This window comes from Klebsiella michiganensis (genome assembly GCF_002925905.1).
GTDB classification, from domain to species: domain Bacteria; phylum Pseudomonadota; class Gammaproteobacteria; order Enterobacterales; family Enterobacteriaceae; genus Klebsiella; species Klebsiella michiganensis.
In genome coordinates this window covers 1-13,503 of sequence record NZ_PRDB01000001.1, presented here as the reverse complement: position 1 = coordinate 13,503, position 13,503 = coordinate 1, and the positions used below count along the sequence as shown (strand labels likewise).

Sequence of the window (13,503 nt, the reverse complement as noted above, 5' to 3'; positions counted from 1 at the left end):
GTTAAGGTTTCAGGCGTGACGTGCGCCGAGCGGAAGTTTTTGATTATTAGCAGGCTTAACAATCAAAGTAAGCCATACCGAGACGAAAAGCGCCACTCCCATGAAAATGTACGAGGCTGCGGGGCTGCCGGTGGTGCCGTTCAGGTAACCGACAAACCATGAGCCGAAGAACGAACCCAGCGCGCCCATGCTGTTAATCAGGGCCATGGCGCCTCCGGCGACGTTGCGCGGCAGCATCTCAGGAATGATGGCGAAGAACGGTCCGTAGGGGGCGTACATCGCCGCGCCGGCAATCACCAGCAGGGTATAAGAGACCCAGAAATGGTTGGCGCCAACGGCCCAGGAACCAATAAAGGCGAAGGCGGCAATCAGCAGCAGCGGCCAGACAAACAGCTTGCGGTTCTGCATTTTATCGGAGGCCCAGGAGACCACGATCATCGCGATGGTCGCCGCCAGATAGGGGACGGATGAGAGCCAGCCGACCTCGACCATGCCCATATTCTCGCCGCCGCTGCGGATAATTGACGGCAGCCACAGAACGAAACCATAAACCCCGATGCTCCAGGCGAAATACTGCATGCACAGCAGGACAACGTTGCGCGAGCGGAAGGCTTCGCCGTAGTTGCGCACCGGTTTGATTCCCTGCTGTTCACGCTCCAGCTGCTCCTGCAACGCGGCTTTTTCGCTTTCCGCCAGCCAGTTGACCTGCGAAGGTTTGTCTTTTACCAGCACCCACCAGCAGAAGGCCCAAATCACCGCCGGAACGCCTTCGATAATAAACATTTCCCGCCAGCCGAAGGCCTGAATCAGGTAACCGGACACCACCGACATCCACAGCACCGTCACCGGGTTGCCGAGGATCAGGAAGGTATTGGCGCGAGAGCGTTCAGATTTAGTAAACCAGTTGCTGATGTAAATCAGCATCGCCGGCATGACCGCGGCCTCGACGACGCCGAGAATAAAGCGAATCGCCGCCAGCGCGGGAATATTGTGCACCATCCCGGTCAGCGAGGCGCAGGCGCCCCACAGGATCAGGCAGATAAAAATGAGTTTGCGTACGCTGCGGCGTTCGGCGTAAATCGCGCCGGGGATCTGAAAGAAGAAGTAGCCGAGGAAGAACAGCGCCCCCAGCAGGGAGGAGATACCTTTGGTGATCCCCAGATCTTCAGTAATACCGGCCGCCGAAGCGAAGCTGAAGTTAGCGCGGTCGAGATATGCCAGGCTATACGTGATAAACACGATAGGCATGATGTACCACCAGCGTTTTGTTGCATTCGTCGAACTATTCATAGGTTTGCCTCTGTGAGTGAGGTGACGCTCATCATAGAAAAGATCCGTTACGCCGCGCTGCATGTAGGGTACAGAACGGCCTGACGTTGTGCTGAATCTGCTTACTCGCCCAGCGCCTCACGCGTGGGTAAGCCTTCGCTATCGCCCTGGACCTGAATGGCCAGTGAGCCGATTTTGTTTCCGCGTTTCACCGCCTGCGGCAGCGGTTTTCCTTCCAGCAGGGCGCTAATCACCCCGACGGCAAAGCCATCGCCGGCGCCAACGGTATCGACGACGTTATCCACTTTTATCGCCGCAACGGCCCCCTGTTCGCCGTCGGCGGTTTTATACCAGGCGCCGTCGGAGCCGGTTTTTATGATGACCGCGCGAACGCCGTGGCTGAGATAAAAGTCCGCAATGGCTTCCGGCGTTTGCTGGCCGGTCAGAATCATGCCTTCTTTCAACCCCGGCAGAACCCAGTCGGCCTGAAACGCAAGGCGGTTAAGCTTCTCGACCATCTCGGCTTCGCTTTTCCACAGCGTGGGCCGCAGGTTGGGGTCGAACGAAATCGTTTTTCCCTGCGCTTTCATGGTGCGCGCCGCGCGGTCCAGCAGGGCGTATGAGCTTTCCGACAGCGCGGCGGCCACGCCGCTTAAGTGCAGGTGACGGGCGCTGGCGAAGTATGATTCGTTAAAATCATCCGGCGACAGATGGCTGGCGGCAGAGCCTTTGCGAAAATATTCTACGATGGGATCGGTTCCATTTTCGACTTTAGATTTCAGCTGAAAGCCGGTAGCGTAGCGGCCATCGGTGCTCACGCCGCGGGCGTCGATCCCCTCTTTCGCCAGCGCCGTGAGGACGAAGCGGCCAAAGCTGTCCGCGCCGACGCGGCTTACCCAGCCGACGCTTAAGCCGAGGCGGGCCAGCCCGGTCGCGACGTTCAGTTCCGCGCCCGCCACGCGCTTCATAAAATGTTCTACTTCAGCCAGTTCGCCGGTTTCGGTGGCGACAAACATCGCCATGGCTTCGCCTATCGTGATGACATCTAACGCTTTTTGCATAACTTAATCCTCGCGTAACAGGTTGACGTAGCGGCGGGTCACGGCCGTCAGGTCATGGCCAGTCAGCGGAAATTCGATCCCGCGCGGGGCGTCTGCGGGCAGATTGTCGAGCAGCGCCAGCCAGCGCCCGGACGCTTCATCCGGCGGCACGGCGCGAAACTGCGAATGGTGCGGCTCAGCCGCCTTTACATGAATATAGCTGACGGCAGGCGCCAGGTGGCGCGCGGCCTCTTCCGGCGAGTCGCCAACCCACAGCCAGTTGCCCATATCAAAGGTGAGGGTGATCGGCAGCTGGTTAACCCGACAGGCGGCCTTGAAGCGCTGCATCGGCGCCAGCTGGCCGCAGTCGGTTTGATCGTTTTCCACCACCAGCGCCATGCCGCTCTCGCGCAGGATATCGCGCAGGGTGTCCAGATCGTTTTGGTGGGTAAAGCGGCCCAGCGAGAGCTTCAGCCACAGCGCGTTAAGGGTTTGCGCTTCCTGCAAAAAGTCGGCGAGGCGCGGGTTGAGCGAGCCGTCTGCGGTAAACAGGGCTTCCGGCGCGGAATAGCAAACCAGCAGGCCGCGGCGCTCAATATCGGCGGCCAGTTCCGGCAGGTGGTTCAGCTCATCCGCGCTGAACAGTTCCCGGCGGATCTCTACGCCGTCGGCGCCGGAGCCGGCGATAAATGGCAGGACGGCGGACTGCCCGCCCAGCGCTTTAACATGGTCATTCCCGTACGCGGCGGTAACGACAATAATCTTTCTGGCCATCCCAATACTCCCGACGATAATCTGATGCGTTGTTTATTACGCTAGATGGTATCGGTTCCAAAGCAAAGGCCAGGATGTCTAATTTATGATCGCCATCACGAAGGATCGTTAGCGGGAGGTGGAGCCTCTGACGATCAGCTCGCCGGAAAACACCCGTTCGCAGACCGGGTCGTTGCTGCCTTCAATCCGACGCACCACCTGCTCGACGGCGGCGAAGCCAATCTGCCAGGTCGGCTGTTTGAGCGTGGTGATCCCCACGCCCGCCAGCTCGGCCCACTCCAGTTCATCGAAGCCCAGCAGGCCGATATCGCTGCCCCAAATCAGGCCAACGCGTTTAAGGGAGCGTGCCACTTGCAGGGTCAGCGCGCCGTTGGCGGAAATCACCGCCTTGCGCATGCCGCGATGGTGGGAGTGGAAGTGACGCAGGACGTTATCCAGCATCGCGCCATCGTTCAACGGTACTTCGGCGTTTTCCGCGACAATACCGGTATGGCGCAGGAGGGTCTGGCGAAACGCGCTCAGGCGCTCGCGGCGGGTATTGACCGAGCCGAGGGGTTCGCTAAGGAACAGCAGGGCTTCGAAGCCCTTTTCCACCAGGTGTTCGGTGGCGGTGGTGGCGGCCTGGGTATTATCGAGGCCGACGACATCGCAGGCGAATTCCGGAATTTTGCGGTCGATAAGCACCATCGGCAGCGCCGACTGCTGCAGGCGGTTGAGGCCGTCCTCGCGCATCCCGACCGCGTTGACCACGATCCCCTCCACCTGATAGCTGCGCAGCAGGTCGAGATAGTGCAGCTCCTGGTCCAGCTCATTGTTGGTATTACATACCAGCAGGGTAAATCCTTTTTCGCGACAGGCGGCTTCAATGCCGCTGAGCACGTTGACGGAGTAGGGGTTGGTGATATCGGCGATGATCAGGCCGATCAGCCGGGTGCGGCCATGCTTCAGGCCGCGGGCCATCAGGCTGGGACGATAGTCGAGCTCGGCAATGGCTTTTTCAATGCGCCCCAGCAGATCGTCGGAAAGCAGATGCTTCTCGCCGTTCAGATAGCGTGAAATGCTGGTTTTGCCGGTCTTTGCGGCTTTCGCCACATCGCTAATGGTTGCTCGCGCCGCTTTCGCCATGGTGGCTTCCTTTGCTGAAATCTGCACACACCTTAGCGCGAAAATTCGCTATATCAAGCATTTTGCCCGGCGAGTCGCCGGGCAAAGAGGGCATTACTGCAGCGGGCTGAGGGTAATTTCAACGCGGCGGTTCTGCGCTTTGCCTTCCGCCGTGCTGTTGCTGGCGATCGGGTTCGCCGGGCCCATACCGGTTGTGCGGATGCGATTAGCCGCCACGCCCTGGGTAATAAGCGCGCTGGCGACGCTTTCCGCGCGCTGCTGAGAGAGGCGCATGTTCAGATCCTGGCTGCCGGTGCTGTCGGTATAACCCACTACGTTAACGGCGGTTTTCTCATACTCTTTCAGCACCATCGCCACGCCGGTGAGGGTATTGGCGCCCGCGGGTTTCAGGTTGGCGCTGCTGCTGTCGAAGGTCACATTGTTCGGCATGTTCAGCACGATATTGTCGCCGTTTCGCGTCACGCTTACGCCGGTTCCCTGCATTTTCTCGCGCAGCTTCGCTTCCTGCACGTCCATATAGTAACCGATGCCGCCGCCCAGCGCCGCGCCGGCCGCCGCGCCGATCAGCGCGCCTTTGCCGCGGTCATGTTTGGAAGAGGAGAGCGCCCCAACGCCTGCGCCGACTAACGAACCAATGCCCGCGCCGATCCCGGATTTACCCGCTTCGCGCTCCCCGGTATAGGGATTGGTGGTACAGCCAGAAATGGCCAGTGCGCCGCTAACGACAGCCGCAATCATGAGTACGCGTTTTTTCATCTTATTTCCTTAATCCTTTTTATTCTTTGCCACAGCGACCGTGACGGTTGATTATGACGCCCGAAACCGGAGAAAATTCCGCAGGGAGCATCTCAATTTGTAAATAACATTGAACGGCTGAATAACGTGCCGTCACCACACCTGCTATCGCTGACCAGGAGCCCGCATTGCCAACCTCATCTGCTACCAAAACTATCCTGACCGCAGCCCATTGGGGGCCAATGCTGGTCGAAACCGATGGCGAGAACGTCATCTCTTCGCGCGGGGCGCTTGATACCCCTTTCCCCAACTCGCTGCAAACCGCAGTGCGCGATCAGGTGCATAGCAAAACCCGCGTACGTTATCCGATGGTGCGTAAGGGATTTCTCGCCTCGCCAGAAAGCCCACAAGGCGTGCGCGGGCAGGATGAGTTTGTGCGGGTGAGCTGGGAGCAGGCGCTGGATCTGATTCACGCCCAGCACCGGCGCATTCGCGAAAGCTACGGCCCGGCGTCGATTTTTGCGGGCTCCTACGGCTGGCGCTCAAATGGCGTGTTGCACAAAGCGGCGACGCTGCTCCAGCGCTATATGAGCCTGGCGGGCGGCTATACCGGGCATCTGGGCGATTATTCTACCGGCGCGGCCCAGGCGATCATGCCGTACGTGGTTGGCGGTAATGAGGTTTATCAGCAGCAGACCAGCTGGCCAATGGTGTTGGAACATAGCGATGTCGTGGTGCTGTGGAGCGCTAACCCATTAAATACGCTAAAAATTGCCTGGAACGCTTCCGATGAGCAGGGCATCCCGTGGTTCGATCGTCTGCGTCAGAGTGGGAAGCGGGTGATCTGCATCGATCCCATGCGATCGGAAACGGCGGAATTCTTTGGCGACGCGGCGGAGTGGATCGCCCCGCATATGGGCACCGACGTGGCGCTGATGCTCGGTATCGCCCATACGCTGGTGGAAAACGGCTGGCAGGATGACGCGTTTTTGGCCCGCTGCACCAGCGGCTATGACGTTTTCGCCCGCTATCTGACCGGGGAGAGCGACGGAACGGCAAAAACGGCGGAATGGGCGGCGGCGATCTGCGGCATTAGCGCGGAGAAAATTCGCGAACTGGCACAACTTTTCCACGAAAACACCACCATGTTGATGTCCGGCTGGGGAATGCAGCGCCAGCAGTTTGGCGAACAAAAACACTGGATGCTGGTGACCCTTGCCGCCATGCTCGGCCAGATAGGCACCCAGGGCGGGGGCTTTGGCCTTTCCTATCACTTTGCCAACGGCGGCAACCCTACGCGCCGCGCGGCGGTGCTGGCCTCAATGCAGGGCAGCGTGGCGGGCGGGACCGATGCAGTGGAAAAAATCCCGGTCGCGCGTATCGTTGAAGCGCTGGAAAATCCCGGAGCGTCTTATCAACATAACGGTATGGAACGCCGCTTCCCGGATATCCGCTTTATCTGGTGGGCGGGCGGCGCCAACTTTACCCACCATCAGGATACCAACCGGCTGATCCGCGCCTGGCAAAAACCGGAGCTTATCGTCATTTCCGAATGCTTCTGGACCGCCGCGGCGCGCCATGCCGATATCGTGCTGCCCGCGACGACCTCATTTGAACGCAACGATATGACCATGACCGGCGACTACAGCAACCAGCATCTGGTGCCGATGAAGCGGGTGGTCGCGCCGCGCGATGAAGCGCGCGATGATTTCGAGGTCTTCGCCGACCTCAGCGAGCGCTGGGAAGCGGGCGGGCGGGAGCGCTTCACCGAGGGTAAAAACGATCTGCAGTGGCTGGAGACGTTTTACCAGATTGCCGCCCAGCGCGGGGCGGCGCAGCAGGTTACGCTGCCGCCGTTCGCCCGGTTCTGGCAGGATAATCAGCTGATTGAAATGCCGGAGAACCCTGAAAACGCGCGCTTCGCCCGCTTTGCCGCCTTCAGGGCCGATCCGCAGGCGAATCCGCTGAAAACCGCCAGCGGTAAAATTGAAATTCACTCGCCGACCATCGCCGGGTTTGCTTATCCGGATTGCCCGCCGCACCCGATGTGGCTGGAGCCGGACGAATGGCACGGCAATGCGCAGGAAGGCCAGCTCCAGGTGCTGTCAGCGCATCCGGCGCACCGCCTCCACAGCCAGCTCAACCATACGTCGCTGCGCGAACAGTACGCGGTGGCGGGCCGTGAACCGTTAACCCTTCATCCGCGCGATGCGCAGGCGCGCAATATCGCCGATGGCGATCTGGTGCGGGTATGGAATTCACGCGGCCAGGTGCTGGCCGGCGCGGTAGTGACCGACGGCATTCGTCCCGGGGTTATCTGCTTGCATGAAGGGGCGTGGCCCGATCTCGACCCTCAGGCGGGGATCTGCAAAAACGGTGCGGTGAACGTGCTGACCAAAGATATTCCGACATCGCGGCTGGGTAACGGCTGCGCCGGAAATACGGCGCTGGCCTGGCTGGAAAAGTATACCGGGCCCGAGCTTACGCTGACGGCATTTGATCCGCCGACCAATGCATAATCCAGGTCGGATGCTGGGTTTCATCCTGCCATGCGCAGTCTTCAATGCGGAAGCCCTGCGCATGGTAGAAATTCACCGCCTGAACGTTTTTCTGGTATACCTCAAGGGTTAGCCAACCGTAGTGTTTTTTGACTTCGCCGATCAGCGCGCTGCCGATACCCTGCCTGGCGGCATCCGGCGCGACGAACAGCGCGCCGATGAAGCGGGAATCCATCACGCTGATAAAACCCTTCAGCACGCCGTCCTGCTCCCATACCCAGGTTTGCGCGGAGGGCAGATAAACGTCGCGCACTATCGCCAGGCTGTCATGCCAGTAGCTTTCGGCGATAAACGGATGCGCGTGGATCGTACTCTCAAGCCACAGCTCGAGCAGCGGGCCGGTTTCGTTAGCGTCCCAGTTACGAATCATCCTGGCCTCCTGAGCGACAGAAACAGTCGATGACGTGGTCGTTGACCAGACCGCAGGCCTGCATAAAGGAGTAGCAGATAGTGGAGCCGACAAACTTAAAGCCCCGTTTTTTCAGCGCTTTCGACAATGCGTCAGAAGCCGGGGTGGTTGTCGGGATCTCCGCCAGCGTGGCGGCGGCCGTCACCTGGGGGTGATTATCGACGAATGACCAGACGAAATCTGCGAAAGGTTCGCCATTTTTTTCCATCGCCAGGAAGGCGCGGGCGTTGCCGATGATGGCCTGAATTTTACCGCGATGGCGAATAATACCGGCGTCGAGAACCAGACGTTCAATGTCTTCTTCGTCCATTGCCGCGACGCGAACCGGATCAAACTGGTGAAAAGCGCGGCGGTAGTTTTCACGCTTTTTCAGCACGGTGATCCACGACAGTCCGGCCTGCTGGCCTTCGAGACAAATCATCTCAAACAGCTTGCGGGGATTCTTTTCAGCAACGCCCCACTCCTTATCGTGGTACTCAATGTATAAAGGATCCTGACTGACCCATCCGCAACGTTGCATCTGTCTCTCCCTTTTGTGATAAAAACTCAGTCGTTCAACTTGACGGCTGAAAGATAAAGATAATAGTTAATACAGGGTTATTATTCCCCAAGCAGGGATAGGACACCCATAAAAAAAACACAGCAACCTTGCCGTTTCGGCTCTTTTTGGAGTCGCATTAATGATAATAAAGAAATGCAATGGCCTCCGGGTATTCCTGGTCCCGGCGTGCGTATCCGTCTGGGCGTCGTGTGTTGCCGGGGCGAATGCCTGGCAACAGGAATATATCGCTATCGATACAAAAAGTAATACTGCGGAACGCTATACATGGGACAGCGATCACCAACCGCGCTATGAAGATATTCTCGCGGAGCGGATAAATGCGTCCGACGATCCTTCCGGACTGGCGTTTAATCAGGCGGTCTCTCCGGTGGATAGCGCACGCGGTATGAGCGTCGGCTGGAATTTCTCTCTGACCGAGGGGATGACGTCCGGCCCGGTCGCCAGTTTACATTCCGATCTGACGTCGCCGCCGCTTACCCGCAATGCGGCCGGAACCGGCTATGTGAATACGCTGGGCTGGCGGGTCGATTATCAGAAGCTATGGGGCGTACATCCGTGGGCTCAGGTGAGCTATAACCAGGAGTTGACGACGGATTTCGGCGGGGCGAACCGCGCGCAGGACGGTGCCTGGCGGGACGTGACGCTGGGCGCAGATATGTCGCTCAACTCTCATCTTGCCGCCTGGGCGGCGCTATCCCAGGCGGACAATTTACCCACCGGGGCAAACTATCTCTATTTAATGGGCGTGAGCGCCAATTTTTAATTTATTGCGGATACGCTGGCGGCGCTTGTGATTCGGCTCATCCCTGAGCCTCACCCGGATGGGGCTGCGGCATGCCGCCATTTGCCACTCGAGTTATTCAGGCTAAATATGTAGCATAGTTGATACGTTTAATTTACTTTATCATTACAGTAATGACGCATCTTCCAGCGGTAGCGGGCACTAACTTTTCGATAAATCGTTAAGGCGTGAATGTTTTGCAATGTCATTCATTCCGCCTTTAATGCATTTCATTCCGCGGTAGCGGCAGCTCATGCCTTTTTTCCCCAGACTTACAGGGGACTTCGTTATGGTGGCGGCAGTTAATTATTCAGGACAACTGCTATGAACGCTGCAAACCGTCAATACACCCGCTGGCTTACGCTGCTCGGCACTATCATTACGCAATTTGCGCTGGGATCGGTTTATACATGGAGTTTGTTCAATAGTTCGCTTTCCGCCAAGCTGGACGAACCGGTAAGCCAGGTGGCGTTTTCATTCGGCCTGTTAAGCCTCGGCCTGGCGCTCTCTTCATCCGTGGCAGGTAAATTACAGGAACGTTTCGGCGTTAAACGCGTCACCATGGCTTCCGGCGTCCTGCTGGGCCTCGGATTCTTGCTTACCGCGCATTCAAACAGCCTGATGATGCTGTGGCTGAGCGCGGGTCTGCTGGTTGGGCTGGCCGACGGTGCCGGCTATTTGCTGACGCTGTCGAACTGCGTCAAATGGTTCCCGGAACGTAAGGGACTGATTTCGGCTTTTTCCATCGGTGCTTACGGGCTTGGCAGCCTGGGTTTTAAATTTATTGACTCCCATCTGCTGGCGACGGTCGGCCTGGAAAAAACCTTTATTATCTGGGGCGCTATTGTGCTGGTGATGATCGTTTTTGGCGCGACGCTGATGACAGACGCGCCGAACCACACCGCTACCGCCAACAACGGCGTCGTCGAAAATGACTTCACCCTCGCCGAATCGATGCGTAAACCTCAGTACTGGATGCTGGCGGTGATGTTCCTGACCGCCTGCATGAGCGGCCTGTACGTGATTGGCGTGGCGAAAGATATCGCCCAGGGGATGGTGCACCTCGATGTTGCGACGGCCGCCAACGCGGTGACGGTGATCTCTATCGCTAACCTGAGCGGGCGCCTGGTTCTGGGCATTCTGTCCGATAAAATGTCCCGCATCCGGGTGATTACCATCGGACAGGTTGTCTCGCTTATCGGTATGGCGGCGCTGTTGTTCGCTCCGCTGAACGCCATGACGTTCTTCGCCGCTATCGCCTGCGTGGCCTTTAACTTCGGCGGTACGATTACCGTCTTCCCGTCGCTGGTCAGCGAGTTCTTTGGTCTCAATAACCTGGCGAAAAACTACGGCGTGATTTATCTCGGCTTTGGTATCGGCAGCATCTGCGGTTCGCTGATTGCTTCCCTGTTCGGCGGTTTCTACGTGACCTTCTGCGTCATCTTTGCGCTGCTGATTCTCTCTCTGGCGCTTTCGACAACGATTCGTCAGCCGAAAAGTGAAATTTACCACCAGGCTCACGCCTGAAACCGGGTGTTATCCCGGCCCCGATGATTAATTCCCTAAGCTAATAGTGCCAATCCAACCAAATGTTTTGTAAATGTTTGGTTGGATCACATTCCCTCCTGATACTTTTTCCTTCCGCTGTGGTCTACTTATCGCGCTTTGTAGAGGTTTCTTATAACCAAGCTAAACGCACTTTATTAACCTGCTTACTTATATCGCTTAAGTCGGGCGGTTTTATCTCTTCGTTTTCCAGGTTTTTTGCATGAAATACATTAAAACGATGACGCAGCTGAAGCTCAGTATCTGGCTGGCGCTGTACATCGGCTGGTTTATGAACGCCGCCGTATTCTTCCGCCGCTTCGAGGGGTACGCTCAGGAGTTTACCATCTGGAAAGGACTCTCAGGTGCAGTTGAGCTGATAGGGACCTTTCTGGTCACCTTCTTTCTGCTGCGTATTTTGTCGCTGTTTGGCCGCCGGGTCTGGCGTATTCTCGCGACCATCGTCGTACTCTTCTCCGCCGCCGCCAGCTATTACATGACCTTCCTGAACGTGGTGATCGGCTACGGGATTATTGCCTCGGTGATGACCACTGACATCGACTTGTCCAGAGAGGTTATCGGCTGGCACCTGATTCTCTGGCTGGTGCTGATGAGCGCGCTGCCGCTGGTGCTTATCTGGAGCAACCGCTGTCGCTTCACCCTGCTGCGTCAAATTCGTACGCCCGGCCAGCGGATGAAGAATATTACTATCGTGCTGCTGGCTGGCCTGATGGTCTGGGGCCCTATTCGCTTGCTGGAGGTTCGTCAGAAGAACTTTGAGCGCAGTTCCGAAGTCGATCTGCCAAGCTATGGCGGGGTGGTGGCTAACTCCTATCTGCCGTCTAACTGGCTATCAGCGCTGGGGCTTTACGCGTGGGCGCAGGTGGACGAGTCTTCCGATAATAAATCCCTGATCAATCCGGCGAAAAAATTCACCTACGTTGAGCCGCAAGGGCTGGATGATACTTACGTGGTGTTTATCATCGGCGAAACCACCCGCTGGGACCATATGGGCATCCTGGGCTATAGCCGCAATACCACGCCTAAGCTGGCGCAGGAGAAAAACCTGGTCGCTTTCCGCGGATACTCCTGCGATACCGCCACGAAGCTGTCGCTGCGCTGTATGTTCGTTCGTCAGGGCGGGGCGGATGATAACCCGCAGCGGACGCTGAAAGAACAGAACGTCTTTGCCGTCCTGCACCAGCTCGGCTTTAGCGGCAACCTGTACGCCATGCAGAGCGAGATGTGGTTCTACAGCAACACGATGGCGAACAATATCGCCTATCGCGAGCAGATTGGCGCTGAGCCGAGTAACCGCGGCAAGAGCGTTGACGACATGCTGCTGGTGGATGAAATGAAGCGCGGTCTGGCGAAGAATCCCAATGGTAAGCACCTGATTATTCTGCATACCAAAGGATCGCACTTTAACTATACCCAGCGCTATCCGCGCAGCTTTGCGCAGTGGAAGCCGGAGTGCGTCGGCGTCGATAATAAATGCTCGAAGGCTGAGCTGATTAACTCGTACGATAACAGCGTGACCTACGTCGATCACTTTATCGTCAGCGTGCTGGATCAGCTGCGGGACAAGAAGGCGATTGTTTTCTATGCGGCCGACCACGGCGAGTCTATCAACGAGCGCGAACACCTGCACGGTACGCCGCGCAAGATGGCGCCGCCGGAGCAGTTCCGCGTGCCGATGCTGGTGTGGATGTCGGATAAGTATCTGGCGTCGCCCGACCACGCAGCTTCTTTTGCGCACCTGAAGCAGCAGGCGGCCATGAAGGTACCGCGTCGTCACGTAGAGCTGTATGACACCATTATGGGCTGTCTTGGCTATACTTCGCCGGACGGCGGGATTAACCAATATAACAACTGGTGCCACGTTCCTGACGCTGCGGCGAAGAAGGAGTAGCAGAGTGGCGAGTTTCTCGCCGCTTGAGCGACTTTTTCATAATAAGGCATTGACGGGTGTGTATCGCAGCAGTAAGATGCGCCCGCATTCGGTGATTGGCGCAGCCTGGTAGCGCACTTCGTTCGGGACGAAGGGGTCGGAGGTTCGAATCCTCTATCACCGACCAAATTCGAAAAGCCTGCTCAACGAGCAGGCTTTTTTGCATCTGAGGTTTGTGAGGATGAGAACCTCCGGGGGTAGAGGTTCGACTCGAGCGGAGCGAGAGAACGTTGCGACAGCAACGGCCCGCAGGGCGAGTCACGTAGTGGCGAGTTATCCTCTATCACCGACCAAATTCGAAAAGCCTGCTCAACGAGCAGGCTTTTTTGTTTCTGTCGTCCTTACTGATATGCAGCATCGTTTCCGGGAAATCCAGCCGTACTGCACACCGCTCCCGGGGGCGGCGCAAAGCGCCTTGCCCGGGCTACGGGGTCAGCGTTGTCTGCGGGCCGGTAGCCCGGACAGATACGCAGCATCGCCTCCGGGAAATCCAGCCGTACTGCACACCGCTCCCGGGGGCGGCGCAAAGCGCCTTGCCCGGGCTACGGGTTCAGCGTTGTCTACGGGCCGGTAGCCCGGACAGATGCGCAGCATCGCCTCCGGGAAATGCTGCCGTACTGCACACCGCTCCCGGGGGCGGCGCAAAGCGCCTTGCCCGGGCTACGGGTTCAGCGTTGTCTACGGGCCGGTAGCCCGGACAGATGCGTAGCATCGCCTCCGGGAAATCCAGCCGTACTGCACACCGCTCCCGGGG

11 protein-coding genes, 1 tRNA gene and 1 other RNA gene are annotated in these 13,503 nt (G+C 57.9%); 6 read left to right on the top strand and 7 right to left on the bottom strand.

Annotated features, from left to right (window positions below):
- Positions 1–9 precede the first annotated feature (9 nt).
- The 5 genes from CDA56_RS00070 to CDA56_RS00050 form a co-directional block, all read right to left on the bottom strand.
- Complete coding sequence (locus CDA56_RS00070; protein WP_004855346.1) at positions 10–1,290, bottom strand: MFS transporter; 1,281 nt, start codon at positions 1,288–1,290, stop codon at positions 10–12.
- Positions 1,291–1,391: 101 nt separating this feature from the next.
- Positions 1,392–2,330, bottom strand: coding sequence for a sugar kinase (locus CDA56_RS00065; protein WP_004855344.1), 939 nt, complete (start codon positions 2,328–2,330; stop codon positions 1,392–1,394).
- 3 nt (positions 2,331–2,333) lie between these two features.
- Complete coding sequence (locus CDA56_RS00060) at positions 2,334–3,083, bottom strand: sugar phosphate isomerase/epimerase family protein (RefSeq protein WP_038423829.1); 750 nt, start codon at positions 3,081–3,083, stop codon at positions 2,334–2,336.
- A gap of 108 nt (positions 3,084–3,191) precedes the next feature.
- A complete protein-coding gene (locus CDA56_RS00055; RefSeq protein ID WP_004855337.1) occupies positions 3,192–4,208 on the bottom strand; it encodes a LacI family DNA-binding transcriptional regulator in 1,017 nt (338 codons plus the stop codon).
- Positions 4,209–4,301: 93 nt separating this feature from the next.
- Complete coding sequence (locus CDA56_RS00050) at positions 4,302–4,964, bottom strand: OmpA family lipoprotein (RefSeq protein WP_004855336.1); 663 nt, start codon at positions 4,962–4,964, stop codon at positions 4,302–4,304.
- 167 nt (positions 4,965–5,131) lie between these two features.
- Here CDA56_RS00050 and CDA56_RS00045 point away from each other — a divergent pair, with 167 nt between their 5' ends.
- Complete coding sequence (locus CDA56_RS00045; RefSeq protein WP_049079176.1) at positions 5,132–7,462, top strand: molybdopterin guanine dinucleotide-containing S/N-oxide reductase; 2,331 nt, start codon at positions 5,132–5,134, stop codon at positions 7,460–7,462.
- Here CDA56_RS00045 and CDA56_RS00040 read toward each other — a convergent pair.
- Together CDA56_RS00040 and tag are read right to left on the bottom strand one after the other, a co-directional pair.
- Entirely contained in the window at positions 7,425–7,871 is a 447-nt protein-coding gene (locus CDA56_RS00040) for an N-acetyltransferase (RefSeq protein ID WP_025106794.1), read from the bottom strand. The genes CDA56_RS00045 and CDA56_RS00040 overlap by 38 nt on opposite strands.
- Complete coding sequence (gene tag / locus CDA56_RS00035) at positions 7,861–8,430, bottom strand: DNA-3-methyladenine glycosylase I (protein ID WP_025106795.1); 570 nt, start codon at positions 8,428–8,430, stop codon at positions 7,861–7,863. Before tag ends, CDA56_RS00040 begins: the two co-directional genes overlap by 11 nt.
- A gap of 160 nt (positions 8,431–8,590) precedes the next feature.
- Between tag and CDA56_RS00030 the strand changes: the two genes are divergently transcribed.
- The 5 genes from CDA56_RS00030 to CDA56_RS00005 all read left to right on the top strand — a co-directional run bounded on the left by CDA56_RS00030 (position 8,591) and on the right by CDA56_RS00005 (position 13,042).
- Complete coding sequence (locus CDA56_RS00030) at positions 8,591–9,235, top strand: lipase (RefSeq protein ID WP_014227192.1); 645 nt, start codon at positions 8,591–8,593, stop codon at positions 9,233–9,235.
- A gap of 342 nt (positions 9,236–9,577) precedes the next feature.
- Positions 9,578–10,780, top strand: a complete 1,203-nt coding sequence (locus CDA56_RS00020) for an L-lactate MFS transporter (protein ID WP_064357663.1) — start codon at positions 9,578–9,580, stop codon at positions 10,778–10,780.
- A 241-nt stretch (positions 10,781–11,021) separates the two neighbouring features.
- Entirely contained in the window at positions 11,022–12,710 is a 1,689-nt protein-coding gene (gene eptB, locus CDA56_RS00015) for a kdo(2)-lipid A phosphoethanolamine 7''-transferase (RefSeq protein WP_014227190.1), read from the top strand.
- 89 nt (positions 12,711–12,799) lie between these two features.
- A tRNA-Pro gene (locus CDA56_RS00010) sits at positions 12,800–12,876 on the top strand.
- A 34-nt stretch (positions 12,877–12,910) separates the two neighbouring features.
- Positions 12,911–13,042, top strand: a non-coding RNA gene (locus CDA56_RS00005) — RtT sRNA.
- The last annotated feature ends 461 nt before the right edge of the window (positions 13,043–13,503 follow it).

Coding starts and splice junctions, on each gene's coding strand:
- CDA56_RS00070 (WP_004855346.1), bottom strand. CDS start 1,290: ATGAATAGTTCGACGAATGCAACAAAACGCTGGTGGTACATCATGCCT.
- CDA56_RS00065 (WP_004855344.1), bottom strand. CDS start 2,330: ATGCAAAAAGCGTTAGATGTCATCACGATAGGCGAAGCCATGGCGATG.
- CDA56_RS00060 (WP_038423829.1), bottom strand. CDS start 3,083: ATGGCCAGAAAGATTATTGTCGTTACCGCCGCGTACGGGAATGACCAT.
- CDA56_RS00055 (WP_004855337.1), bottom strand. CDS start 4,208: ATGGCGAAAGCGGCGCGAGCAACCATTAGCGATGTGGCGAAAGCCGCA.
- CDA56_RS00050 (WP_004855336.1), bottom strand. CDS start 4,964: ATGAAAAAACGCGTACTCATGATTGCGGCTGTCGTTAGCGGCGCACTG.
- CDA56_RS00040 (WP_025106794.1), bottom strand. CDS start 7,871: ATGATTCGTAACTGGGACGCTAACGAAACCGGCCCGCTGCTCGAGCTG.
- tag (WP_025106795.1), bottom strand. CDS start 8,430: ATGCAACGTTGCGGATGGGTCAGTCAGGATCCTTTATACATTGAGTAC.
- CDA56_RS00030 (WP_014227192.1), top strand. CDS start 8,591: ATGATAATAAAGAAATGCAATGGCCTCCGGGTATTCCTGGTCCCGGCG.
- CDA56_RS00020 (WP_064357663.1), top strand. CDS start 9,578: ATGAACGCTGCAAACCGTCAATACACCCGCTGGCTTACGCTGCTCGGC.
- eptB (WP_014227190.1), top strand. CDS start 11,022: ATGAAATACATTAAAACGATGACGCAGCTGAAGCTCAGTATCTGGCTG.